We start from the raw sequence: 23,450 nt of genomic DNA on the forward strand, positions 1-23,450 counted from the left end.
GTGGCATTTACGAAGGGGCGGAAAGCATGATCAGCGAGACGGCATTATCGGTATTGAGCATTACTGGCGCCATTGCGCTGGGGGCAATGAGTCCGGGCCAAAGCTTTATTCTGGTGGCGCGTACGGCCGTGGCATCGTCGCGCCGCGACGGTATGGCAGTGGCGCTGGGTATGGGCGTCGGCTGCTTTATTTTTGCACTGGTGGCTCTGTTGGGGCTTCAGTCATTGCTGTTGGCATTGCCATGGCTGTACTCCACGCTGAAAGTGCTGGGGGGCGCTTACCTGGTCTACCTGGCGTTCAAAATGCTGCGTGGGGCGAGTCAACCGTTGAACGTGGAGGCCGTCGGCGCGCAGTCTCTGGGCCTTCGCAAGGCCTTTACCACGGGGCTATTGACCCAGTTGAGCAACCCGAACACCGCCATCGTGTTCGGCAGCGTGTTTGCCGCCTTGCTCAGCCATAAAATCTCGCCGCTGATGTACATTATTCTGCCGGTGATCGCCCTGACGGTTGACGTCCTGTGGTATGCCTTCGTGGCCTTTGTGTTGTCATCACCACGTCCGCGTCGCGCCTACCTGCGTTTTAAAGCCTGGTTCGATCGGGTAGGCGGCGGAGTGTTGGCCTTGCTCGGTGTGAAACTGATGCTGAACCGATAAGCTTAATCGGCATGCCGACGGCGCCACCAAAACCGTACTAGCAGAATGGCGGCGATCACCAGCGCGCAGAACAGCACGCTGGTGAGTCTTTTGTCGAAGCCCGAGATAAAGCGGCCGATCGCCTCGCCACCAAAATAGCCCAGCAGCACAAAGATTGTCGCCCACAGGATGGCGCCCAAAATGTTCAGTGGCACAAAGCGCGACGGCGGCAGCTTGCTGGCGCCGATCAGAACCGGGCCGATAATGCGGAAGCCATACATAAAACGTACGCCAATCACGAACAGCATTGGGTGGCGTGCGATCAGCTTTCTGGCGCGTTCGATGCGTTTTTCCTGGCTTTTCATGCGTGAAATGACCCGTCCGCCGAAGCGACGGCCCAGGAAAAACAGCAGTTGATCCCCCAGCGTGCCGCCCAACGCCACCACCGCAATAACCCAGGGCAGATGTAACAGTCCCTGATGTGCCGCAATGCCGCCCAGCAGCGTGATGGTTTCGCCTTCGGCCAGACAGCCGATAAACAGCGCCCAATAACCGTAGTCCGTAATGTAGTGGGCTAAATCCGCCATTCTGATCCCCTATGTCTTTAACACATAAGGTTAAGTATACGCCCTGTGCGCTAGCCGCGGGCGGCAATCTGCGCCACCAACGCCCGACGTTGCCGCAAACTGTCGGCCATTTGCGCCTGAACCCGAGCCAGAACATGCGCCGGCGCCAGTTCCGGCGTCCCTCCCTGGAAAGGCGGTGCCGGCGCATATTCCAGATACAGTTGGATCATTTGCGCGGTTTCCTCATCGTGCAATTCGGCGATTAATGCTAGGGCGAAATCGATGCCGGCAGTCACGCCGCCGCCGCTGATGACGTTACCGTCACGCTCTACCCGGGCATGACTGGGGATCGCACCGAACAGCGCCAGGCTTTCGCGCATGCTCCAGTGACAGGCGGCGCGTTTGCCTTGCAGCAAACCGGCAGCGGCCAGGATCAGCGAACCGGTACACACGGAGGTCAGATAGCGGGCATCAAGTCCCAGACGGCGGATCTGGCTCATGAAGGCGTCGTTTTCCAGCGCCTGGGTGCAGCCGGCGCCGCCCGGTACGCACAGCACGTCGCAGCGCGTGACTTCTTCCAGCTTCTGCAACTGGGTAAAGTGCAATCCTTCGGCGCTGATATCTGCGCCACCGACGGAGGCCACGACAATTTCGGCCCCCGGCATGTGTCGCAAGAACTGCAGTGGCCCGGTAAAGTCCAACTGGGTGACGCCCTGATAGATCGGAAAAACAATCACTAATGGTTCAGACATGATATTCGCCTCAGTTTTGTCATTTGCTTTGGGTCATAATAGCGGCCCTGTTTTTGGCTGATATGACGGATAACCCTCAAAAAGCGCCATGATGAAAAATATCGGCTTTGTGGTCTTCCCCGGCTTTAACCTGCTCGACTTCGCCGGGCCACTGGCGGCCTTTGATAATGCCAACCAGTTTACGGCGACCCAGTCCTACCGGTGTCTGCCGCTCTCGGAGCGGGGCGGCAGCGTGGTGAGCTCTTCGGGTGTGGAAGTGCTCACTCAGCCGTTTGGCGAACATCGCCTTGATACGCTATTGATTGCCGGAGGCAGCGGCAACGTCGTCGCCACCCAGTCGGCGGGGCTATTGGCGTTTCTGCACCGGCAAAGCCGGCAGGCACGGCGCATGGCCAGCGTGTGCACCGGCGCATTTATACTGGCGGCTGCCGGGTTGCTGGACGGCAAGCGCGCGACTACTCATTGGTACCATGCCGCACGGCTGCAACAGAGTTATCCGCGTATCCGCGTCGACAGCAATCGTATTTATATCCGCGACGGTGCGATCTGGACTTCGGCGGGCATCACTGCCGGTATCGATTTGGCGCTGGCGATGGTCGAGGAAGATCTCGGCAGCGCATTGGCGGCCAGCGTGGCGCGGCAACTGGTGGTGTATCACCGGCGTCCGGGCGGGCAGTCGCAGTATTCCTTGCTGCTGGAACTCAACCCGTCTTCAGATCGCATTCGCAACGCGCTCTCTTATGCTCGTGAACACCTCCATCATCCGCTGACGGTGGGCGATCTGGCGGACGCGGCCTGTCTGAGCGAGCGGCAGTTTGGCCGCTTGTTCCGCGCCGAAACCGGCCAGACGCCGGCCAAGGTGATTGAACAATTGCGAGTCGAGGCCGCCAGGGTCAGGATTGAAGAAGGTCACGAAGCGCTGGAGAGCATCGCCCGCGCCGTCGGGTTCAGTGACCCGGAGCGTATGCGGCGGGCCTTCATCCGTCTGTTTGGCCTGTCGCCACAGGCGATAAAGCGCCTGAGCCGCAGCGGTTAAATCATTCTGCCGTGCCCCGGTGGCGCGGCGCAGTAGAGGAGCGACAGATGTATCAGGATTTTGAAAGTGAGCTGAACTGGGCGATGCGCCACATGCCGCGTACCCGGGCGGCCGTTGCTGCACTGCCGGATTTAAGCGGCGTGCGTCTGGCGTGCAATATGCACCTGGATCTGAAAATGGCCCCGCTGGTGGCGGGTCTGTTGGATAAGGGCGCTGCCATCTATCTGACCACCTGCAACCCGACCACGGTGCAGGATGACGTGGTCGCCTGGCTGGAACGCCGTGGGGCACAGGCTCACGCCTGGCGCGACATGAGCGACGCCGATTGGTCGGCATCGTTTGACCGCGCTCTGGCCTGGGGGCCTACCCACCTGTGCGAAATGGGGGCGGATCTGACTACCCGCCTGCACCAGTCTGCCGACGGCCCGCAGATTATCGCCGGGCTGGAAGCGACAGGTTCCGGCATCAGTCGACTGAACGGTATGGCACCGCGCTATCCTATTTTTAACTGGGACGATTTGCCGGTAAAAGAAGGGCTGCATAACCGTCACATGGTCGGCTTGACCGCCTGGCACACCTTCTTCCAAACCACCCATTTGACGCTGCATGAGAAATGCGTGCTGGTGATTGGCTATGGTTTGGTTGGGCAGGGCGTTGCGGCCGCGGCGAAAGCTTACGGCGGCCAGGTGATCGTGGCGGAAATCGATCCGGCGCGTGCGCTGCAGGCGCGTTATGACGGCTGGGCGGTCGTTGATTTGGCCAGTGCGGTCGGCCAGGCCGATGTAATTGCCACGGCAACCGGGGCAAAAAACGTGCTGTCAGCGCAGCATCTGCAGCAGGCGAAAGACGGGGTGTTCATCCTCAACGTCGGCCATGTAACGGCGGAAATTGACGTCGGTTTCCTGCAGAACCTGCCGCACAGCGAGCCTATGCCGTTTGTGAATGCCTACCAACTTGGCGACAAGCAGTTGTACTTGTTGGCCAACGGTTCAATGTTCAACCTGACGGCGGGCTACGGCGACAGTCTTAACGCCTTCGATGTGACGCTGGCGGTGATGGCGGCAGGCATTGGCTATATCGTCGGGGACGGCGCACGCCAGGCCCCTGGGTTGTACCTGTTGCCGCAGTCGGCTTGGCAACCGGCACTGTAACTTTTTCAACGCGGGCGTTCATCCCAGAGCGCTCGCGGTTTGCGCAATTATCTCTCCGACAGAATTTGTCACAAATCGGCTGACATAATCCCAGTGCCAACGGAAGATCCCTCACATATAATTCGGCCAAATAAGACCTTCATCTTCTTCAGTGACAGAGTAATGCATGTGAAAAAACGTGTTTTGGTACTAGCCCTGCTCGCTTTGCAGGCAGGGGCAGGCTTCGCGCCGCGCGCGCTGGCCAGCGAAAATAACGCCGTCACCCGGGCCGCCCAGCCTGAGCTGGCTTCCGGCAGCGCCATGGTGGTGGATATGCAGACCCACAAGGTGATGTATGCCCGCAACCCGGATGAAGTGGTGCCGATCGCCTCCATCACCAAGCTGATGACGGCAATGGTGACGCTGGACGCCCATCTGCCGCTGGATGAAATGCTGTCGGTAGATATTCACCAGACGCCGGAGATGAAAGGGGTCTATTCGCGCGTACGGCTGAACAGTGAGATCAGCCGTAAAGATATGCTGCTGTTGGCGCTGATGTCGTCGGAAAACCGCGCTGCCGCCAGTCTGGCGCATCATTATCCAGGTGGGTACGGTGCATTTATCAAAGCGATGAACGCCAAAGCCAGGGCGCTGGGCATGACCAACACGCGTTATGTGGAACCGACCGGGCTGTCGATCAAAAACGTCTCTACCGCACGCGACCTGACCAAACTGTTGATCGCCACCAAGCAATATCCGCTGATTGGCCAGCTCAGCACCACCACCGAACGCATGGCGAGCTTCAAGGATCCGAACTATACGCTGCCGTTCCGCAATACCAATCATCTGGTATACAACCCGAAATGGAACATCCAGTTGACCAAAACCGGCTTCACTAACGAAGCGGGACACTGCCTGGCGATGCGCACCATGATCGGCAGTCATTCCGTGTCGCTGGTGGTGCTGGACGCCTTTGGCAAGTATACCCACTTCGCCGATGCCAACCGCCTGCGCAGTTGGATCGAAACCGGTAAGGTGACGCCAATCCCTGCCGCTGCCCGTGACTACCGTCGTCAGAAAGACGCCCGTCTGGCGAAGAACGAAACCGAATAATCGATGCTGTGGCCTGCGGAGCTGTTCGCAGGCCGTTACCGTCCCTCAGGACGCCGGATCACAAAACCCCGCTCCCGATCGCCGTCGAACCCGGCGCGCAGATACAGCTGATGTGCCCCGGTGCGCTGTTGACCGGAGAGCAGCATCACTTTGTAGCAACCTTTCCGCCATGCCAGTTGCAATGCGTATTCAAGCATCGCTAAAGCAATACCTTGTCCGCGATGCGCCGGAGCAGTGACCACGTGCTCAATGATGCCGAAGGGTTGCCCCTGATGCACCAGCCCCGGCACCATCGCCAGCATGCAGGTCGCCACCGGTTGGTCATCGACCACGCTGACCACCAGACGAATCGCCGGATTGTCGAGCAGGCGTTGCAAAGTACGCTGGGCATTATCCGGGCGCAGTGGCTGATCCTGCGGGCGTAACTCCCTGTACAGCGCCTGCAGGCCGGCAAGATCGCTCAATTGGGCCTGACGGTGGATGACGGTCATATTTCCTCCTTTCAATCGCCGTGAAGGCGTATCCATCCGCTATCATCAATTAATACCATATTGCACGCGAGGGCAGCATCCCATGAGCCACGTTTCTACCTTTGTCATGTTTCAGGGCCAGGCCCAACAGGCGATAGATCTTTATAGCGAACTGTTTGCCGGTTTCCAGGTTCAGCAACTGCTGCATTTTGATGAGCGCGATGGCGGGCCGCGACGGATCAAGCAGGCTACCATCGATTTTGATCGGCATAATCTGGTGTTTATTGACAGCCCGGTCAGCCATGACTTCAGCTTTACCCCGGCGGTCTCGCTTCATGTGAACTTGGCCACCGAGGCGGAGCTTGAAAGGATTTTCGCCCGCTTGGCAGAGGGCGGCGAGGTGCTTATGCCGATTGATGATTATGGTTTCAGCGCGCGCTTCGGATGGTTGAACGACCGCTTTGGCCTGTCCTGGCAACTGAACGTGCCTGCCGGTGATGCCGGCTGAGATACCCGCACCCGCTCTTTTATGGTATTTAAGCGTTCAGAAAATTTGCGCAGGGATGGATGGGTATGTTCAAGATAATGGGCTGGTTAGCGTTGGCTCTGCTCTCCAGCGGCGGGCTGACAGCCTATTTTTTGCAGCAGCAGTACGAAGAGAAAAGCGCTGATTTTCGTATACTTTATCGCGACGTGACGGTGAAGCTTTCACAGCACGACGCCATCATTCCGTTATTGCCGGCCAGCCAATACAGCCGGGAAGTGCAGAGGATCTTTCCGCAAATCATCCATTGGCGTTCTCATCCTGGTATTGAACCGCGACGGCTCATCGTAGTGGAACAAAATGGGCGCTACTGGCTCAATGCCGGTAACCAGTCGTTGTTGATCGATCTGAACCAATTGATGAACGAATTGGTGGGAGAAAACGGCTTCCGGCACCTGGTGGTGCGTTGGAACGGTCAGACCTTATTTGAGCGCGGGGCGGCGCAGGCTTCCTACTATTGGCAATGGGAAAAGGTGATAGCCAGCCATTCGCAGCCTTTTGTGCTGGCCGCCGGTGACGATCCGAACTGGGCTACGCTGCCCTGGCCCCTGATCCTGTCCCCTGCATTGTTCTGGGGACTGGTGCTTTACTTGATTAACCAATATCGAACCAACCGTCGGCGGCGAGATATCGCCGATCTGCGTGCCCATTACGCCGAAATCACACGGCTCAATACCCTGGGCGAACTGACCGCCGGTATCGTGCATGAACTTAACCAGCCCCTCACCGCGATTTTGAGTTACAACCAAACGGCCTTGCGCCTGGTTCGGCAACAGCACACCGAACAACTGCCGCAGTTGCTTGAGGCCGCCGTGGTTCAGATCAAGCGCACCGACGCATTGCTGCAGCAATTTCGTCAGAAGCTGACCAGTGAGCGAGTCGATTATCAACCCGTCGCGCTGGGCGCACTCTGGGCCCGGGTGAGGACGCTGTTGGACAATGAAATTCGGGGCAATAAAGTCAAAATTAACAGCAGCATTCCTGACAATTTGCCCAGGCTGTTTGCTCCGCCGCTGTGGATAGAGCAAATTCTGCACAACATCGCCAGCAATGCGATTCAGGCGCAAGAAAATAATGCTGTCGGGACGGCCTGGATCAACCTGGCAGCCACGGCCACCGACGAGGGGATTGCTTTAACCCTGACTGACGGTGGCCCAGGGCTCTCGGAACAGGCTCTACAGCATGTATTTATGCCGTTTTTCACCACGCGCGCCCAGGGCATAGGATTGGGAATGGCCTTGACGGATACGCTGATCCAACGTCTTAACGGCACCATCGAAGCGACGAATATTGTCGGGCAAGGGGCCTGCTTCCGACTCTGGTTACCGATACACCCTGAGGAGAGATGATGAACCAAACCATTTACCTTATTGACGACGAACCGGCCATTCTCTCCTCGCTTAGCGCCTTGCTGGGTACCGTCGGTTGGCAAACCCGTACTTACAGCAGTGCACTGGCGTTTCAGCAAGGCGTCGGTGAGCTGCATGGCTTAACCGGCTGTCTGCTGCTGGATATCAGGATGCCGGGCAAAACCGGGCTGACGCTGTTGGAGGAATGGCAACGGCAAGGGTTGGCGATCCCGGTGATCATCATGACCGGGCACGCGAACATTGATTTATGCCGCCGGGCCTTCAAAAACGGCGCCTTCGAATTCCTGACCAAACCGATCGACGCCGATTTACTGTTCGAAGTGGTCGGCAGCGCATTGGAACAGCAGCAGAACTTGCAGGAGCGGCAACAAAAAATACGCCTGATGCAACACCGGCTGGCTACGTTGACTGCTCGCGAACAGGATATTTTTGAGCACATTATGCAGGGGAATTCGAGCAAGGAGATCGCTCGCGTTTTTGCACTGTCGCCGCGCACCGTGGAGGCCCACCGGGCCAATATCTTCGCCAAGCTGGACGTCAACTCTCTGCCCAAACTGATGAACGAATATGGCGAGCTGGCGCTGCTGAAAAAAATGTAACAACGCTTTGTTATTGATGAAAATGGGGCGCAAGTCCCGTCCCAAGGGCATTCTAGGTAAAATTACTTAATCGCGTAGGTAATCACGCCAATAGTGTGCTGCGGCTGCACCTTTTACTATTCCTGATATCCACAAGGGACAAGCAAGGAGCAAGCCAGTATGAAAATCATCATTTCAAGCATCATTTTACTCAGCAGCGTGACGTCGTTCGCCAGCATGGCCGGCGGCGTTCTCAGTGAAAAAAACCTTTCCCTCGACCTGGCCGATAAACTGGCTCAGAGCGCTATTCAGGCCTGCAGTGCGAAAAACTATAACGTCGCCGTTACGCTGGTCGATCGCGCCGGTACCCCGCTTGTCATCAAGAAAATGGATAACGCCGGTCCGCATACGATCGAAGCCAGTCGCATGAAGGCGTTTACCGCCCTCAGCACCAAAAACCCGACGGAAAACGTGATGAAGAATGCTCAGGCTAACCCAGGGGCGGCAAACCTGCGCGATATCCCGGGCTTCCTGTTGCTGGCAGGTGGCGTACCGGTGAAATCTGGGGACATGGTCATCGGTGCCATTGGCATTGGTGGGGCACCGGGCGGGGATCTTGATCAGCAGTGCGCGCTGGAAGCCTTGAAAAATAACCAGAGCAGCCTGAATGCCGGGTGATCTTTTTTAACGGTTACCGCCGCTTCTTAGGGGGCGTTAACCTGATGACCGGCATGGCTATACGCTTTCACCCACTGGATGATTTGCTGCAACCACTTGGGCATTCATCCAGCAATACTTCCTGTTTATCCCCCGTCTCTCCTCCCAATCGTTATTTCTCCACTAAAATATTCATTAGCAAATCGACAATCATTAATGTTGTAGTATGAATCTCGACGAAGAGATCGTGACTCGTGAATATGAAAAGGATGAACCACTTTGGCTGGAAGTAGCTTACTGACTTTAATCGACGATATTGCCTCACTGCTGGACGACGTCTCGCTGATGACCAAGATGGCGGCGAAAAAAACCGCCGGGGTATTGGGAGACGATCTGGCACTTAACGCGCAGCAGGTCACCGGCGTAAAGGCCGATCGCGAGCTGCCGGTGGTGTGGAGCGTGGCCAAGGGCTCGTTTATCAACAAGGCGATCCTGGTGCCGTTGGCGTTGCTGATCAGCGCATTTGCCCCTTGGGCGATCACGCCGCTGCTGATGGTGGGTGGGGCTTACCTGTGTTACGAAGGGTTCGAGAAGGTGTTCCACAGCCTGACCCACAAAAAACAGGATGGGGAAGAGAATAAAGAGGCGCTGAACGCCAATGAAGACGTGGCGGCCTATGAACAACGCAAGGTGAAAGGGGCTATCCGCACCGATTTTGTGCTGTCGGCCGAAATTATTGCCATTACTCTGGGCACCGTGGCCGGGGCGACCTTCAGCCAGCAGGTGATTGTGCTGTGCGGTATCGCGATTGTGATGACGGTGGGGGTTTACGGCATCGTGGCCGGCATCGTCAAACTCGACGACCTGGGGTTGTATCTGAGCCGTAAAAGCAGTGCGCTGGCCCGCTCAATCGGCAGCGGTATTGTCAGTGCTGCGCCTTATCTGATGAAGACCCTGTCGGTAGTCGGTACCATCGCCATGTTTATGGTCGGGGGCGGTATCCTGACCCATGGCTTGCCGCCGGTACATCATTTGTTTGAGGACTGGGCGTCGTACGCCACCGTGGTGCCAACCTTCGGTCAGATCCTGCAGGGCGTGATTCCCGCCTTGCTCAACGTGGTGTTTGGTCTGGTTGCCGGCGGCGTAGTCCTGCTGGTGGTTTCGGCTCTGGGGGCGATCCGGGGACGTTTAAAGGCCTAAGCTAATCCCGCGCCTCTCGGCGCGGGGTCATTTAAAAGATCAGCTTGAACACGCCGGTGATGGTGAGCAGGCCAACGATAAAGATAATAGCGACAATCCACAGAATGATTTTCATTCGTCTCTCCCAATTGATTTGAATGACGGCGCGAGTTTTCGCTAACCTGATGAAATCATTATTTACTGTAGTCGATAATTCGCAAATTGCTCGCTGCAAGCCCATCAGGGGGGATTGTCGCCACCTTCGCCTAACGCACGCTGCATGATATGGGTGTCGCGCCACTTACCCAATTTAAACCCTACCGCCTTTAGCGTCCCCACGCTGCCAAACCCCAGTTTTTGATGCAAAGCCAGCGAGCCATGGTTTTCCCCGGCATTGCCGACGACAGCCAACATTTGGCGCCACGGCCCCTGCTCGCAGCGGGCAATCAGCTCAATCAGTAACGCTTTGCCGATGCCCTGACCCTGTTGCCCTTCGGCGATATATACCGATTCTTCCACGGTGAATCGATAGGCTGGACGCGGTCGATAAGGCGTGGCGTAACAGTAGCCCACGACGAGATGATCCCGCTTGGCCACCAGCCAGGGCAGCCCGGCCTCTTGCACTTTGCTCAGCCGCTGCCGCATTTCTTCCTGCGTGGGGGGCGTTTCTTCAAACGAAGCGGCGCCGAATAACACGTGATGGGCGTAAATCTGTTGGATGGCGGCTATGTCGTCCGGCGTAGCGTCGGTGAGGATCAGCGGAGCGGTGTGGGGCATAGTGATTCATGTTTACCTTGGAAATCAGAAGATAAGCGCATTATGCGCCGCGCCTGGCGACAAGGAAAATTGGGCTTTCTTATGCTGAAGATAAAAAAAAGTTATACCCGGCCGCGAAACGAAAAAATGGCGCATGACGATCTTCGCCATGCGCCGGGAGCCGCTGCGAGCAGCATTCGGACGGGGGAAAAAACCGGGCTAGCCGCGCATGAAGTGCGCTACCGCCTGCTGCAGGTAGCGTAATAGCGGCGGGGTCAGCCAGGTGCCTTCCGTCAGCGTCGGTTCCTGCTCCATGGCCTGGCGGATTTTCATCTGGGTGGCCGGGTGGGGACCGGCGTAGGACTGGAACAGTTCAAGCCATTGGGCTGCCAGCTGTTTTGCCCGCGCTGACTCTGGCGGTATGCCCTCATTCAGCGCCTGATGGAACTGGGCGAGCAGTGCCGGCCATTCCTGCAGGCGGGTAAAGTAGTGCTGGCGTACATGGGCGTATTCTTCCGCCGACAGGTATTTTTGGTAGATTGACAGCTTGGTTTCGGCGAATGCCCGGGTCACATAGTCGGTCATAGCCGGGGTAATGCCAGTTTGTTCGCGTATCGCGGGCTCATCGGCATGCATGGCGTTGAGTCGGGTGAGAAACGCCGGATTACGCGCCGTATCGCGTTCCAGCATCAGCATCCAACGACGCGCCAGCGCCTGAGCCTGCAACGCTTGCGGTTCAACGCCGCCATCGATCAACTGGCGCATGCTGCTGACCAACTCGGCCCACTCCTGATTGCGGCTCGGGTCGGCCTGATAGAAAGGCAATTGGGCCAGTTCGTCTGCGGTAAAATATTTATCGTACATGGTCATTAACTCCAACGTAGTCAGCCAGTCGTTCAGTTCCGGTTCGTCCCCGGCGGTGAGCTGAGCATGCATATGCTGCAGACGATCGCGCAGCGCGGCGGTCTGTTCCAACTGCCGCTCCAGCATGACGATTTGCTGTTCTATCACCGAAGTGAGCGCCATCCCCGAACGCGCCAAAATTGCCCCGACCTCTGCCAACGAGACGCCCATTCGGCGCAATGCCTGAATGTGGTGCAAGCGAGTGATGTCAGCCCGGTTGTATAACCGATACCCGGCGTCGGAACGCGCAGAAGGAACCAGCAAGCCAATGCTGTCGTAATAATGCAGCGTCCGGACGGTAATGCCGGAACGGCGGGCCAGTTCACCCACTTTCAATAACATCGGTGTGCTCCTCCCTTGTGCGTTCCGGGATACTAAAACCTGACGTAGCGTGAGGGTCAATAGCGGAGTTAAGGATATTTTTGGCAACGGAGGAGGGCGTTTGCCTTAGGGAACATTAGCAAAGTGCTCTGTTGTTTCGTAGTAGGGGCACTGCATGCTGCGCCCTATTACATAATCAACAGATTAAATCGGGTGAACATGTTCGACCCTTACCGACTTAACCCATATGCAGGGGGGTCAGTAGTATGAGCCCAGCAGGGGGCTGGGCTTTGTGGATCTATGTGCTGCTACCTTTCGCTAACGAGCAGCTCAAACAGCGTGTCGATTTCCTGCAGGGTGTTGTAATGCATCATCCCAATACGCAATACGCCGCCGCTGTCTTGCAGGTTCAGCCGTTGGATTAAGCCTTGCGCATAGAAGTGCCCGCTGCCGACGCAGATATTGTGCCGGCCTAATCGGCGCGCAATCTGTTCGGGGGCATGTCGCTTAAAGGTCAGTGCAAAGGTGGGCGTGCGGCGTTGGCAATCCGCCTGAGGGGAACCGTACAGTTGCACATCGTCTATTTGCTGTAAGCGCTGCAAAAAATAACGGCACAGGTTCTCTTCATGGCGATGGTAGTCGGCAAAACTTTCCTGCAAACGCTGCCTTAAGGACGCGCCGGGCGTTCCCCATTGCGCCAGGTAGTCAACGGCTGCCGTGACTCCTGCCAGCCCTTCAAAACTCTGAGTACCCGTCTCAAAACGTCCTGGCCCCACGTCGGTAGCCGGTTCGACTTTATAGGGTTGCAGCCGCTGTAACCACTGCGGCGCGATATAGGCCATGCCGATGTGCGGACCAAAGAATTTATAGGCGGAGCACACTAAAAAATCACAGCCCAATGCCTGCACATCGATCAGATTGTGTGGGGCATAGTGCACGGCATCGACATAAACCTGAGCGCCGACCCGGTGAGCGGCTTCGGTGATGGTTTTTATATCGACGATGCTGCCGGTAACGTTGGACGCGTAGGTCACCGCCACCAGACGGGTTTTAGCGGTGATCTGTTCGCACAGTCGGGCAACATCCAAAGAACAGTCTGCTTGTTGCAGGGGGATTTGATGCACGGTGACTTGTTTATCGTTTGCCGCCTGTTGCCAACTGGAGACATTGGCGTAGTGATCCAGTTCGGTGACGATAATCTCATCGCCGGCCTGCCAGTGACGGCTAATGATTCGGCTGAGATGGAATGTCAGCGAGGTCATATTCATGCCAAAAATGATGTTATCGGGCGTCGGCGCGTTTAATAAGGCGCGCACCGACTCCCTGGCATTATTCATCACTTCGCCGGTCACGTGGCTGGAAAAATAGTGCCCGCCCAGATTGGCGTTATATTTCCCCAGGTAGTCCGTCATTTTTTCCAGTACGCCTCGTGAAACCTGAGACCCACCAGGGCCATCGAAGAAGATCACCGGTTGATCGTTATAATGCTGGGTCAGCGCGCTAAACTGGGCTCTGGCGAGTTCGGGCGTAAAGGTCATGCTTTTTCTCCGCGGGCAGTCAGGACAAAGATATCCAGGTGTCCTTCTTCTTCCGGGACAATGGCGCTGATCGGCGTGGCGTTATGCCATAACTTGCTGTCCGCCAGTAAAACGGCTTCGCCGTCCGCCAGCGCTTTTTTAAAGAAGGGAGGCTGGTGATTATCGGCGTATAACATGATTTCGCCGCCGACAATATTCTGCCGATGAATAGCAATCATCGCGATATGATCAAAACCATCCTGATGGATCCCTTCCGGCGCTACCTGCGTTTCATTATGAATGGCGACCACGCGCATCTGGTGAATTTCTATCTCCGCGCCTTCGGGTAAATCATTACTTTCCGCGAATAGATTACACATTTCATCCATGCCGGCGCTTTGCAACACGTCGCTATCAATGGGTTCAAAATGGCGTACCACGTTGCCCTGGAAGTGATTGATCTCATCGGACTGCACGAAATTGCGTTGGCCAACCTCTACCACATGGCCATTGAGATGTTTGACTACCGAATAGCGCCGTAAGCGGTATTTTCCGTCAGCGTGTTGCGTATGGGGCAATGCAGAAAACGACGGCGTTAATTGTTGGGTGGCCTGACGGCTAAGCGTAGTCATACTTATTACGTTTTCGTGTTTCTGTAACATAATCACCTCTAATATTATTGAATGATGACTTTGTAGGGAGGTATTTCGATTGAATTGTAGTCGACACTTTTGCCAAAGCAATTTTTGGCCGTCGCCCCGCAAATGTGGCTGTAAACGGGGATGAACGCAGAGAATGTTGGGTGTTGCGCGGCCGATGGTTTACCCGATGCGGTGAGGCTGGCGTTCGGGGCTGTAATGAGCTGCGGAATGGTTTTGACTGGCTGCCGGACCGAGCGCGGCGAAGGTAGGGGACTGAACTTGGGGAGAGATTAAAAGTGCGAGCACCTGCACAGGTGCTCGCCAGTAGAGCGCTGTTTTACCAGCCTTTGACCGCACCGCCGTTAAAGATCTTTTCGGCGGCTTTGGCCACTTCATCCGACTCGTAGGCTTTGATGAAGTTTTGTACGTTCGGCGCGTCCTTGTTGTCTTCACGCGTCACGATGATGTTGGTGTACGGCGAATCCTTGTCTTCGATGAAAATGCCGTCTTTGGTTGGCGTCAGGCCAGTTTGATTAATGTAGGTAGTGCTGATGATTGCCACGGTGACTTTCGGATCATCCAGCAGCTGTGGCAGCTGTGCGCCTTCCAGCTCCATAATCTTGTAGTTATGCGGGTTGGCGCTGATATCCAGTGAGGTCGGCAATAGCCCCTTGCCCGGTTTCAGCTTAATCAGGCCAGTTTTTTCCAGCAGCAGCAGCGCACGGCCGAGGTTGGTGGGATCCAGCGGAATAGCGATAACCGCGCCGTCCTGCAGCTCTTTCAGCGATTTGATTTTTTTCGAATAGCCGGCCATCGGGAACACAAAGGTATTGCCTACCGCCACCAGTTTGTAGCCGTGATCTTTATTCTGTTGTTCGAGGAATGGCCGGTGTTGGAAAACGTTGGCATCCAGTTCACCTTTGTCGGTGGCGTCATTAGGCAGCAATGAACCGCTGAAACCGACCAGTTCAACATCCAGGCCGTACTTCTCTTTCGCCACCTGCTTGGCGACTTCCGCTACGTCCTGTTCCGCGCCGTTGATGACCCCTACCTTGATGTGATCCCGATCGGTTTTCTGTTCACAGCCCTGCAGTGCCAGCACCGCGGCAAACGCCGCCAGCAGAGGGGTATAACGCCAGCTTTTTGTCATCGAGTGCTCCCTGAAAAAAACAATGAAATCAGTTGGTTTTGTGCTGCTAGCTAAGCCTGAACCTGCGGGGAAGTCAAACGCTTGCTCAGCACAAACGCTTATAGCTCATAACGGGAAGTTTTAAATCCCCCTCTTGCAAAACGCTACGCCGTTAGCGGCAAGCGCAAAGCCTGAAGGGGGAGGGGAATGTTATTTGGCGCGCAGCACCACGATGCCTGGCGTAGCCTGGACGTACTCCATAAACGGCGAGTCCACCACCTGCATATTCTCTTTACGCGACGAGGCATTGCGCAATACTGGGCCGTTTTCGGTCATGATATAGATACCGGTATGGGTGACGTCCAGACCGGCCAGGTTGGTATAAATACCGATGTAATCACCGGTATGCAACCGGGCAAGAACCTTGTCGTCAATCGCCTCGCTGGGCAGGTAGGTAATGCTGCGTCGAACGTTTTTCAGCCCTGGCAGATAGCTGCTGCCGTCTGATTTTTGATTGAGGTTTTTCACCAGCGTCACGGCATGCGGGCTGAGCGTGGCTGTAACGTCCGTTACGTTGGTTTTGGCCTGATGCGACCAGTCGGTGAAGAAGTGTTTACGCTTCAGGAAGCTGATATCGCCATTGGCATAGCGGATTTGAATCAGCCGCTGTACAAAGTCAGCCTGGCTGTTGGCCTGGCGCAGCGCATCGACATAATCGATGTAGGTGAAGCAATCCAGACCGCGGAAGTCGATCACCAGTTCTTCCGGCGTAGTCTGCGAGCCAATCAGCCGGTTGGCGACGTAGGGCGTGCCGAGGAAAGGTCGCGACAGCAGGTCGATCATGCGGCCGTTATCCTGCCGTTGTTCGGGCGTTGCCTTGGCGCGCAGGGCGAGAAGCTCATTGAGTTTGTTTAACGTGTCGTTGTCCATGCTGGCCTTGAGATCTGCAGGTGGGGTAGTGATGGGTTCAGGTGTTTGCCCGACCGGAATTTTATCTGCACAACCGCTAAGCGCAATAGCCAATATCATTGAAACTACCTTGTACATTTTACCCTCCAATGGTTCGGCTTGTGATCGTAGAAATGATAACAGTTCTCACCATGGCCAGGATGGTTAATGTTTAAACATAGCCTCAACGTTCGGCGATCGCTTAATACCCGATTTCGCTGTTAAACGGCAAATACCAGAACAGGGCAATTTCGTGATCGGGAATATCAGGTTGAGCACGATACAGCAGATGATCGATGCCGCCGAGGATAAACCCAAAGCGCTGGTAGCAGCGGCAGGCAGGCAAATTGGTGTTTTGCGTTTCCAGCATCAGCCCGGCGGTTTCGTGACGTTGCGCCCAGAGTCGTGCGCTCTCCAGCAGCGCGGTGGCGACGCCGAGTCGGCGCACATGAGCACTGACGACAATCTCCTCGATGAGCGCATAGCCATTCCAGTTATTGCTCAGCGTGATATGGCCGACCGCCTCCCCGCGATGACGCGCCAGAAAGGTTTCGCTTTCATCATTGACGAACGGTGCCAGCGGGTAGTGCTTGCGAAACGGCGTCACCGGCAGCAGCGGCCAGCTGTCAATCGGCGCGTTGAAAATCGGTTGGGCGTAGTGGGCAATCTGAAAGCTGAAGTCGCAGCCGGTCAAGTATCCGTCGGGCAACTGGGTCACCGGGGTAATTTGAATCGCTTCGCTCATGGGGTCAGTTCCCTTAGCAGGCGGGCTGGATTGCCAGCGTAAATCCCCTTGCGGGTGATGTTTTTGGTGACCACCGCACCGGCGCCGATCACCACTCCGCTGCAGATTTCCACCGCCAGTACCGTGGCGCCGGACCCGATGGAGACGCCGTCGCCAATCCGTGTGCGGCCCCAGCTTGCCGGATCGGCATTGGGGGCGCCACCTTTGAACAGATCGTTGGCGAAGGTCACGTTGTGGCCGATAAAACAGTCCTCGCCGATGGTGACATATTCGCAGATAAAGCTGTGAGACTGGATTTTACTGCGGGCGCCAATGCTGACGTTTTTTTGGATTTCGACAAAGGGGCCGACGAACACTCCGTCACCGAGTCGGCAGCCGTACAGATTACAGGGCTCTACGACGGTGACATTTTGCCCGGCGTCGACATCGACGATGCCGACCTGGCGAATCTTGATGGCGGATGACATGGCATTCCTCACGGCGGATAAGCAGGCGGGAATTATAAAACAAACTGCCGCCGCGTCTGCGCTTTCTGAACGTTTTTTCAGCGAAAGACTATAATTAGTACAGGGGAGAGAGCCCCGTGGCCGCAATCCTCGCACGGTTAGCAATCCGTCAGAGGGGTAAATTCGTTCGCCGATCGCGACCTACGGCGATGGAGGAGGTGTCTCATGGTTAATCATGTTTGGGGACTTCTGGCGCATCCAAGCACCGAGTTCGAACACATTAAAAGCGAGAACGAAAGCGTCTCGCACCTTTACACCCACCACGTGCTGTTGCTGGCGTTGATCCCGGTGATCTGCGCGTTTATCGGTACCACCCAACTGGGCTGGCTTTCCGGCGAAGGGCACGCTATCCGGCTCGATATGTTTACGGCTTCCTATACGGCGGTCGCGTTTTACCTGCTGATGCTGGCAGGCGTAGCTATCATGGGGAAAGTGATCCACTGGATGGCGCGCCGTTATGAGGTTCGTCCCAGCTTGCATCGTTGCATGGTGTTCGCCGGTTATGTCGCCACCCCGATGTTCCTCAGCGGCATCGTGGCGTTATATCCCGTGGTGTGGTTGTGTCTGTTTGTCGGCGTGATTGGCCTGTGTTATTCAGGCTATCTGCTGAACCTGGGCATACCTCACTTCCTGAATATCGACAGTAAAGAAGGTTTTATTTTCTCCAGCTCTACCTTTGCCATCGGCATCCTGCTGCTTGAGTTACTGCTTGGGGTTACGGTGCTGCTGTGGGGGTATGGTTCCTGGTTGTTCTGAAGTGATTGAGTGTTAGCCCCTCACGCCGGCCTGGCGTGAGGGGCTTTTGCTATTTAAGGTTGGCGAAACACCAGCATCACCCCGAGCAGAATGGCTGCCATGCCCAGCATGCTAATGGCCGCCAGCGCGTGGCCGAGCAGCAGATAGTCCAGCAGGGCGGTAACCGCCGGGATCAGATAAAACAGGCTGGTAACCTGCACCAGATTGCCGCGCTGAATCAGCCGGTACAGCAGGAAGGTGGCCAACACCGAAATCACCACCGCCATCCACAGCAGCGGCAGAACAAATGCCAGGCCCCAATCGACCCGCAGCGGTTCAAACGGCAGCACCAGCGTACACATCAGCAGCCCAACCGCATACTGCAGCGGTAATACCGCCAGCGGCGGTTGGCTAAGCCCTTTTTGTAGCAAAGTCCCGGCGGTCATGCAGCCCAGCGCGATAAAGGCGCACAGCATACCGACCAGTGAGAAGTGGGCAATCATCAGGCTTTGATACACCACCAGCGTCAGTCCGGCCATCGCCAGCAGCAGGCCCAAGCCGCGCAACCCTGAGCAGCGGCGTTCGGTAATGAACTGGGTGAGTATCGGCTGAACGCCGAGCAGCGTCGCCAACACGCCGGGGGTAATGCCCTGTTCCAGCGCCAGCAAATAACAAATCTGATAGCTGCCGATCATCAGCAGACCGATCAGCGCCACCCGAAGACGGGTGCCGGGAGCCGGCAAGCACTGCCGTTGCCACAGGCCGATAGCCAACAGCAGCGCCAGTGCGATGGCGCAACGAAAGAAGAGAAAAGCGAAGGCGGAAGCATGCTCCAACCCCCAGCGCGAGAAAATTGCGCCGCTGCTCCAGAGCAGAACGAATAGCGTAGCCAGGCCGGCGTTGGCCCAGTGAGAAATCAATCGCATTTTGTTTTCACCTGTCGTGAAAATAACAAGCTCCAGCACGCGCGGCGTTCTACGCCTGAGCGCAAAGCAAGGAAAGCTGGAGGTGAGAAATTCGGTTTGGCTTAACGCACAACCACGGCGTGTGGTGGGTAAGCGGCTACCGCGGTAACGACAGAGAAAACGGCGGGTGGGGCTGAGGATGCGCACAGCAGAACGACGGCCGCAAGCGGCGTGTTCGCAGGATCGGTAGCGTGCGCAAACTCTGTCATGGATATTCCTGAATACAGGGAGTGATTAACCTCTTCAAGATAGTCAAGTTTGGCGGAGGGCGCAACCTAAAAACGGCGCACTCCGCAACCGTTCTCAGTACAGCTCCAGATGCAGACGCCCTTGTTGCGTCAGCCTTTGCCACAGGCTGTCCGTCGCGGTTTCGTCCCCTGGAGCACAAGCCTTTTCCAGCGCCTGCGCGACGGCGGTTTCAAGATACTGTCGGTTGCCGCACAGGTAGAGGTGTGCCCCCTTAAGCAACAGCTCCCTCACGTAATCGGCATGTTCTTCGATCGCGTGCTGCACGTAGTATTTGGCGGCACCATCGCGGGAAAACGCGGTAATGAGCCGATTCAGTACGCCATTCTTGCACAGCGACTCAAGCTCTTCGCGGTATAGGAAGTCTTCGTCGCGGCGTTTTTCGCCGAAGATTAAGGCGGTTTCTCGCTGTCCGCCGTCGATCGCCATTTCACGCAGCAAGCCTATCAACGGGGCGATACCGGTACCGGTGCCGATGAACAGCACGGGAGTTTGCGGATCGTGTGGCAGGTAGAAGTTGGGATTGGCGCGGCAGAAGACACGGAAGGGGCCTGGGTTATCGAGCAACCAGCCGGTGGCCGTGCCGTTTCGGGTGCGCCCATTACGCTCGTAGCGAACCTCGCGAACGCACAAATCCAGGCTGTCTTCTCGCGAAGCCGAAGCGATCGAATAGGCGCGCGGTAAGCAGGCAGGGAGCAGCGTTAGCAGATCATCCAAAGTGACCGACTGCGGCGTGCAAAACTCTTGCAGCACGTCCAGCAGATCGGCGCCGTACAGGTAGGCTTCCAGCGCTTTGCGCTGGCGGATTTTCAGCATCCCCTTAAGGTCTTCGCTGCCGGCAAGCTGCGCCAGTTCGCGCAATATCGCTTTGCTTATTTGGCGCAGTTCCCGGCGGCGCAGCGCCTCTGCGGCCTCCGGCCGGTCGAGCCAGGCTGACAGACGAAGCAGTAAAGCCTCGTCGTTTTCCGGCAACAGGTAGAGCGTATCGCCTGCCCGGTAGGCGATGCCGCTGCCGCTGATATCCAGACGAAGATGCCAGGCATGCGGCGCGCGAGCACTGAGCGAACGGCGCTCCAGCAAGCCGGCGGCAAAAGCGTTGTCCTCGCCATAGGCGGTGACGCGCAGATGCAGATCGCGACCGGCCTGCCAATCCCCCGCAATTACCTGTTCCACTACGGCTGACCAGGTAGTGAAAAAGCTCTCGAAGTTTAGGTCGGCATCAACGCGGTTGACGATGGCCTGCGCGCCGCGTTCGGACAACCCGGCGTCAAGCCATTGCGTGAAACCGCAAAAATGCGGGTAAGCCGTGTCACCCAAGCCGAAAATGGCGTAGCGCAGGTGCGTGAGGTTTGGCGTGTGTGCCAGAGCGTCGAAAAAAAGCTCGGCGTTGGCGGGCGGCTCCCCGTCGCCAAACGAACTGGATACGATGAGCAATAGGTCACCTTTCCCCAGGTCTGCCGGTGAAATTTCGTTGAGGGTCAGTAGGGTGGGGGCGTAAGGGTGCAGAAAAGGTAACTCGCCCAAGCGCGTAGCCAGCGCCTGGGCTTTGCCCGATTCCGAACCGTAGCCAATCAGGATACGTTCGATGATATCGGCCATGTTTCTTACTTATCGTAGTGGTTGTCGAACTGTTCTTTGGAGAATTCGACGGAGTCGAAATCGGTCATCAGATCGTTGATCACACGGCGGATACTGATGTAGGCCTCGATTTTGCCCTGAGCGTCATAGAGCGGTTGCACAGTGGTGTCGACCACATACAGCACGCCACCCTTGCCAACGTTGGGAATGATGCCGGTCCAGATATTTCCGGCTTTAATGGTATCCCACATCTCTTTATAGATGGCCTTGGGGACGGAAGGGTGACGCACGATGTTGTGGGGTTGCCCTACAAGTTCTTCCCGGGTAAAGCCGGTGAGCTGGCAAAACAGGTCGTTGACATAGGTGATGGTGCCTTGCAGGTCGGTGGTAGAGATCACCATCACTTTGTCCAGTGCAGACAGCAGTTGGGCGGAATCGAGGGTCTGGCTCATGGTAGGTTCCTTCTCATTAATTTTGCGGTGAACGTCACGGCAGATGTCACGTATCCGTCATGACAAATTTGTTATTGATTCTTATTTACACCGCATAATAATCAGCAGACTTTAAAGTTGCAATAAAAATGCATCTTTAAGATTGCAAAAGAGGGAAGCATCTTGAAGGAGGGCTCGCCCGTACAGCGGCGAACCTGAGGGAAGAAGGTTATTGACCGTTACCGGCCCAGTGCTTCCGCTTGCTGGTTTTGCCCAGACCGGGGTTAAAGCTGTTGGTGGGATCGGCGCTGCGGTAGAACGCCTGCAGATCCGGCTTGGCGGTGTACAGATGGCCGACGTTATGTTCCGCCGGGTACTCCGCGCCGCGTTGGTTGAGGATCTCCAACATCTTTTCCTTGAGCGCATGGCTGTCGACGCCTTTTTTCACCACATAATCCTGATGGAAGACGTGACACATAAAGTGGCCGTAATACAGCTTGTGCACCAGTTGGCTGTCGATTTCCGGCGGCAGGGTTTCGAACCAGTCGGTGTCGTTGCGGCGCAGCGCGATATCCAGCGCCAAAATATCCTCGACCTTGTCGGCGTGCACCGCATGGTAACGCACCGCGGCTCCGGCGGCGGCAAAGCGGTGCAGGAAAGCTTTCTTGCCTTCATCCGGGGTGCAGACGAAGAACGCTCCGTTGGCCTGAGCAAAGTATTGGCTCAGGTACTGCTGCGCCTCTTCGACGCCCGGCCCGGCCATTTTCAGCAGCAGGTGGTGTTCAAAGCGCTCGCGATACTCTTTCATGCGTTTAGGCAGGTGGCTGGGCGCCAGATGGCTCAGGCCCTGCATCAGGCGGTCGGTCAGGTTATGCGGCAGCAACGGCAGCTTGTTGAGGCTGGCGTCCATGCGGCCTTTCAGAGTGAAGAAGGTCGGCATCTGATCGGTGCCGAGCTTATCGATCATCATAAAGGTGTCTTTGCCGTACACTTCGGCGATATCAAAAATATCCCGGTGCATGTATTCGCCGGCAACCGGCAGGTTGTCAAATTTGCTCAGCATGTGGCGGCGCAGTTCGGTCAGTACGGCGGTGTCGTTGGTCCCGATGTAAAACACCTGCTCTTTGCCTTCTTTCTCGAAGGTGTCCAGCCGCACGGCAAATACCGCCAGCTTGCCTGCGCAGCCGGAGGCTTCGTACAGGCGGCGCTTGTCGGCGTTAAAACGGGAGGGCGTATCGGCATCAACGTCGCGTACGCGGCTGGCGTATTCATTGTCGGAGGCACGCAGTTCGCCGTGCTCGACATCTTCCGGCCGGTAGTCGCCTTTCTCCAGGCGGGTAAGGATCTCTTCCGGCGTGTCCCCGAGGTTAATGCCCAGATGGTTAACCAGACGCAACTGACCGTCTTCACCCAGTTGGGCATACAGCGCCATCTCGGTATAGGCAGGGCCGCGTTTGACCAGTGAACCGCCGGAGTTGTTGCACACGCCGCCGATCACCGAAGCACCGATGCAGGACGAGCCAATTACCGAATGCGGTTCGCGACCATAAGGCTTGAGCAATTTTTCCAACTGGTTGAGCGTACTGCCGGGGAAGCCGACCACCTGTTTGCCATTGTCCAGCACCTGCACATGGTTGAGCCGCAGGGTGCTGATAATGACGATATCACGGTCATAGTCGTTGCCGCTGGGCGTTGAACCTTCGGTCAGACCGGTGTTCGCCGCCTGCATGATGACGATTTTATCGGCGGCGACGCAGGCTTCAAGCAACTGCCACAACTGCAGCAGGCGTGTCGGGAACACCACCGCCAGCGCCTGGCCCTCGCCGGAGCGGAAGCCCTTGCGGTAACGTTCGGTGCTGCGTTCACCGGTCAGCAGCTGCGGGCCACCGACGATGCTTTTGAGTTTACTGAGAAACGCCTGGTTGGTGGCGCTGGTGGACTGCGTCATGCCGATCTCCCTGTCGTCCCCATCGTTTTCCACCGGGCAGCCTTGTCGATTGCC

At 56.6% G+C, this 23,450-nt stretch carries 25 protein-coding genes; 10 read left to right on the forward strand and 15 right to left on the reverse strand.

Annotated features, from left to right (window positions below; all coding sequences use genetic code 11):
• Positions 1-26 precede the first annotated feature (26 nt).
• Complete coding sequence (locus H0S68_RS06510) at positions 27-653, forward strand: LysE family translocator (protein WP_048761285.1); 627 nt, start codon at positions 27-29, stop codon at positions 651-653.
• Between the two features lie 2 nt (positions 654-655).
• Here the strand turns inward: H0S68_RS06510 and H0S68_RS06515 are convergent, their stop codons facing one another.
• Together H0S68_RS06515 and H0S68_RS06520 are read right to left on the reverse strand one after the other, a co-directional pair.
• A complete protein-coding gene (locus H0S68_RS06515) occupies positions 656-1,219 on the reverse strand; it encodes a DedA family protein (RefSeq protein WP_020825754.1) in 564 nt (187 codons plus the stop codon).
• Between the two features lie 50 nt (positions 1,220-1,269).
• Positions 1,270-1,950 (reverse strand): DJ-1/PfpI family protein, encoded by a 681-nt coding sequence (locus tag H0S68_RS06520; protein ID WP_410529250.1) that lies wholly within the window; start codon positions 1,948-1,950, stop codon positions 1,270-1,272.
• Positions 1,951-2,041: 91 nt separating this feature from the next.
• Between H0S68_RS06520 and H0S68_RS06525 the strand changes: the two genes are divergently transcribed.
• The 3 genes from H0S68_RS06525 (at position 2,042) to pbpG (ending at position 5,229) form a co-directional block, all read left to right on the forward strand.
• The gene (locus tag H0S68_RS06525; protein ID WP_142816438.1) at positions 2,042-2,986 is read left to right on the forward strand and encodes a GlxA family transcriptional regulator; all 945 of its coding nucleotides are present in this window, start codon (positions 2,042-2,044) and stop codon (positions 2,984-2,986) included.
• Positions 2,987-3,033: 47 nt separating this feature from the next.
• On the forward strand, positions 3,034-4,137 hold the full coding sequence (locus H0S68_RS06530) for an adenosylhomocysteinase (protein ID WP_410529251.1): 1,104 nt from the start codon (positions 3,034-3,036) through the stop codon (positions 4,135-4,137).
• A 162-nt stretch (positions 4,138-4,299) separates the two neighbouring features.
• On the forward strand, positions 4,300-5,229 hold the full coding sequence (pbpG, locus tag H0S68_RS06535; protein WP_020825758.1) for a D-alanyl-D-alanine endopeptidase: 930 nt from the start codon (positions 4,300-4,302) through the stop codon (positions 5,227-5,229).
• A gap of 35 nt (positions 5,230-5,264) precedes the next feature.
• On the opposite strand, the gene H0S68_RS06540 is transcribed toward pbpG, so the two are convergent.
• A complete protein-coding gene (locus H0S68_RS06540) occupies positions 5,265-5,720 on the reverse strand; it encodes a GNAT family N-acetyltransferase (protein WP_410529252.1) in 456 nt (151 codons plus the stop codon).
• Between the two features lie 82 nt (positions 5,721-5,802).
• On the opposite strand from H0S68_RS06540, the gene H0S68_RS06545 reads away from it, so the two are divergent.
• From H0S68_RS06545 to H0S68_RS06565, 5 genes are all read left to right on the forward strand, one after another.
• Positions 5,803-6,207 (forward strand): VOC family protein, encoded by a 405-nt coding sequence (locus H0S68_RS06545; protein ID WP_041414313.1) that lies wholly within the window; start codon positions 5,803-5,805, stop codon positions 6,205-6,207.
• A gap of 65 nt (positions 6,208-6,272) precedes the next feature.
• A complete protein-coding gene (locus tag H0S68_RS06550; RefSeq protein WP_130015937.1) occupies positions 6,273-7,592 on the forward strand; it encodes a sensor histidine kinase in 1,320 nt (439 codons plus the stop codon).
• The gene (locus tag H0S68_RS06555; protein WP_020825762.1) at positions 7,592-8,212 is read left to right on the forward strand and encodes a response regulator transcription factor; all 621 of its coding nucleotides are present in this window, start codon (positions 7,592-7,594) and stop codon (positions 8,210-8,212) included. The genes H0S68_RS06550 and H0S68_RS06555 overlap by 1 nt, the downstream gene beginning before the upstream one ends.
• Before the next feature lie 159 nt (positions 8,213-8,371).
• Positions 8,372-8,869 (forward strand): GlcG/HbpS family heme-binding protein, encoded by a 498-nt coding sequence (locus tag H0S68_RS06560; RefSeq protein ID WP_129940096.1) that lies wholly within the window; start codon positions 8,372-8,374, stop codon positions 8,867-8,869.
• Between the two features lie 258 nt (positions 8,870-9,127).
• Positions 9,128-10,048 (forward strand): DUF808 domain-containing protein, encoded by a 921-nt coding sequence (locus tag H0S68_RS06565; RefSeq protein WP_046374213.1) that lies wholly within the window; start codon positions 9,128-9,130, stop codon positions 10,046-10,048.
• Positions 10,049-10,267: 219 nt separating this feature from the next.
• Here H0S68_RS06565 and H0S68_RS06570 read toward each other — a convergent pair whose 3' ends face one another.
• From H0S68_RS06570 to H0S68_RS06605, 8 genes are all read right to left on the reverse strand, one after another.
• Positions 10,268-10,804: a GNAT family N-acetyltransferase gene (locus tag H0S68_RS06570; protein ID WP_130015939.1), complete on the reverse strand. Its 537-nt coding sequence runs from the start codon at positions 10,802-10,804 to the stop codon at positions 10,268-10,270.
• 198 nt (positions 10,805-11,002) lie between these two features.
• Positions 11,003-12,028: a MerR family transcriptional regulator gene (locus H0S68_RS06575; RefSeq protein WP_410529253.1), complete on the reverse strand. Its 1,026-nt coding sequence runs from the start codon at positions 12,026-12,028 to the stop codon at positions 11,003-11,005.
• Between the two features lie 287 nt (positions 12,029-12,315).
• Entirely contained in the window at positions 12,316-13,545 is a 1,230-nt protein-coding gene (locus tag H0S68_RS06580; RefSeq protein ID WP_116690964.1) for a cysteine desulfurase-like protein, read from the reverse strand.
• The gene (locus H0S68_RS06585; protein ID WP_104410908.1) at positions 13,542-14,156 is read right to left on the reverse strand and encodes a 2OG-Fe dioxygenase family protein; all 615 of its coding nucleotides are present in this window, start codon (positions 14,154-14,156) and stop codon (positions 13,542-13,544) included. The genes H0S68_RS06580 and H0S68_RS06585 overlap by 4 nt, the downstream gene beginning before the upstream one ends.
• 346 nt (positions 14,157-14,502) lie before the next feature.
• The gene (locus H0S68_RS06590; protein WP_116690963.1) at positions 14,503-15,315 is read right to left on the reverse strand and encodes a MetQ/NlpA family lipoprotein; all 813 of its coding nucleotides are present in this window, start codon (positions 15,313-15,315) and stop codon (positions 14,503-14,505) included.
• Between the two features lie 189 nt (positions 15,316-15,504).
• The gene (locus H0S68_RS06595; protein ID WP_048761308.1) at positions 15,505-16,341 is read right to left on the reverse strand and encodes a DUF1460 domain-containing protein; all 837 of its coding nucleotides are present in this window, start codon (positions 16,339-16,341) and stop codon (positions 15,505-15,507) included.
• A gap of 103 nt (positions 16,342-16,444) precedes the next feature.
• Positions 16,445-16,987, reverse strand: a complete 543-nt coding sequence (locus H0S68_RS06600; protein ID WP_046374208.1) for a GNAT family N-acetyltransferase — start codon at positions 16,985-16,987, stop codon at positions 16,445-16,447.
• Complete coding sequence (locus H0S68_RS06605; RefSeq protein ID WP_115059540.1) at positions 16,984-17,454, reverse strand: acyltransferase; 471 nt, start codon at positions 17,452-17,454, stop codon at positions 16,984-16,986. Before H0S68_RS06605 ends, H0S68_RS06600 begins: the two co-directional genes overlap by 4 nt.
• 204 nt (positions 17,455-17,658) lie before the next feature.
• Between H0S68_RS06605 and H0S68_RS06610 the strand changes: the two genes are divergently transcribed.
• A complete protein-coding gene (locus H0S68_RS06610; RefSeq protein ID WP_020825776.1) occupies positions 17,659-18,249 on the forward strand; it encodes a Yip1 family protein in 591 nt (196 codons plus the stop codon).
• A 53-nt stretch (positions 18,250-18,302) separates the two neighbouring features.
• Here H0S68_RS06610 and H0S68_RS06615 read toward each other — a convergent pair whose 3' ends face one another.
• From H0S68_RS06615 to dld, 4 genes are all read right to left on the reverse strand, one after another.
• Entirely contained in the window at positions 18,303-19,154 is an 852-nt protein-coding gene (locus tag H0S68_RS06615; protein ID WP_258090045.1) for a DMT family transporter, read from the reverse strand.
• A 342-nt stretch (positions 19,155-19,496) separates the two neighbouring features.
• Complete coding sequence (locus H0S68_RS06620) at positions 19,497-21,038, reverse strand: flavodoxin domain-containing protein (RefSeq protein WP_410529254.1); 1,542 nt, start codon at positions 21,036-21,038, stop codon at positions 19,497-19,499.
• Positions 21,039-21,043: 5 nt separating this feature from the next.
• Complete coding sequence (locus tag H0S68_RS06625) at positions 21,044-21,469, reverse strand: PAS domain-containing protein (protein WP_020825779.1); 426 nt, start codon at positions 21,467-21,469, stop codon at positions 21,044-21,046.
• A gap of 208 nt (positions 21,470-21,677) precedes the next feature.
• The gene (gene dld / locus H0S68_RS06630) at positions 21,678-23,396 is read right to left on the reverse strand and encodes a D-lactate dehydrogenase (protein ID WP_020825780.1); all 1,719 of its coding nucleotides are present in this window, start codon (positions 23,394-23,396) and stop codon (positions 21,678-21,680) included.
• Positions 23,397-23,450: the final 54 nt, after the last annotated feature.

It is taken from the genome of Serratia sp. AXJ-M, from assembly GCF_046531865.1.
Taxonomy (GTDB): Bacteria; Pseudomonadota; Gammaproteobacteria; order Enterobacterales; family Enterobacteriaceae; genus Serratia; species Serratia liquefaciens.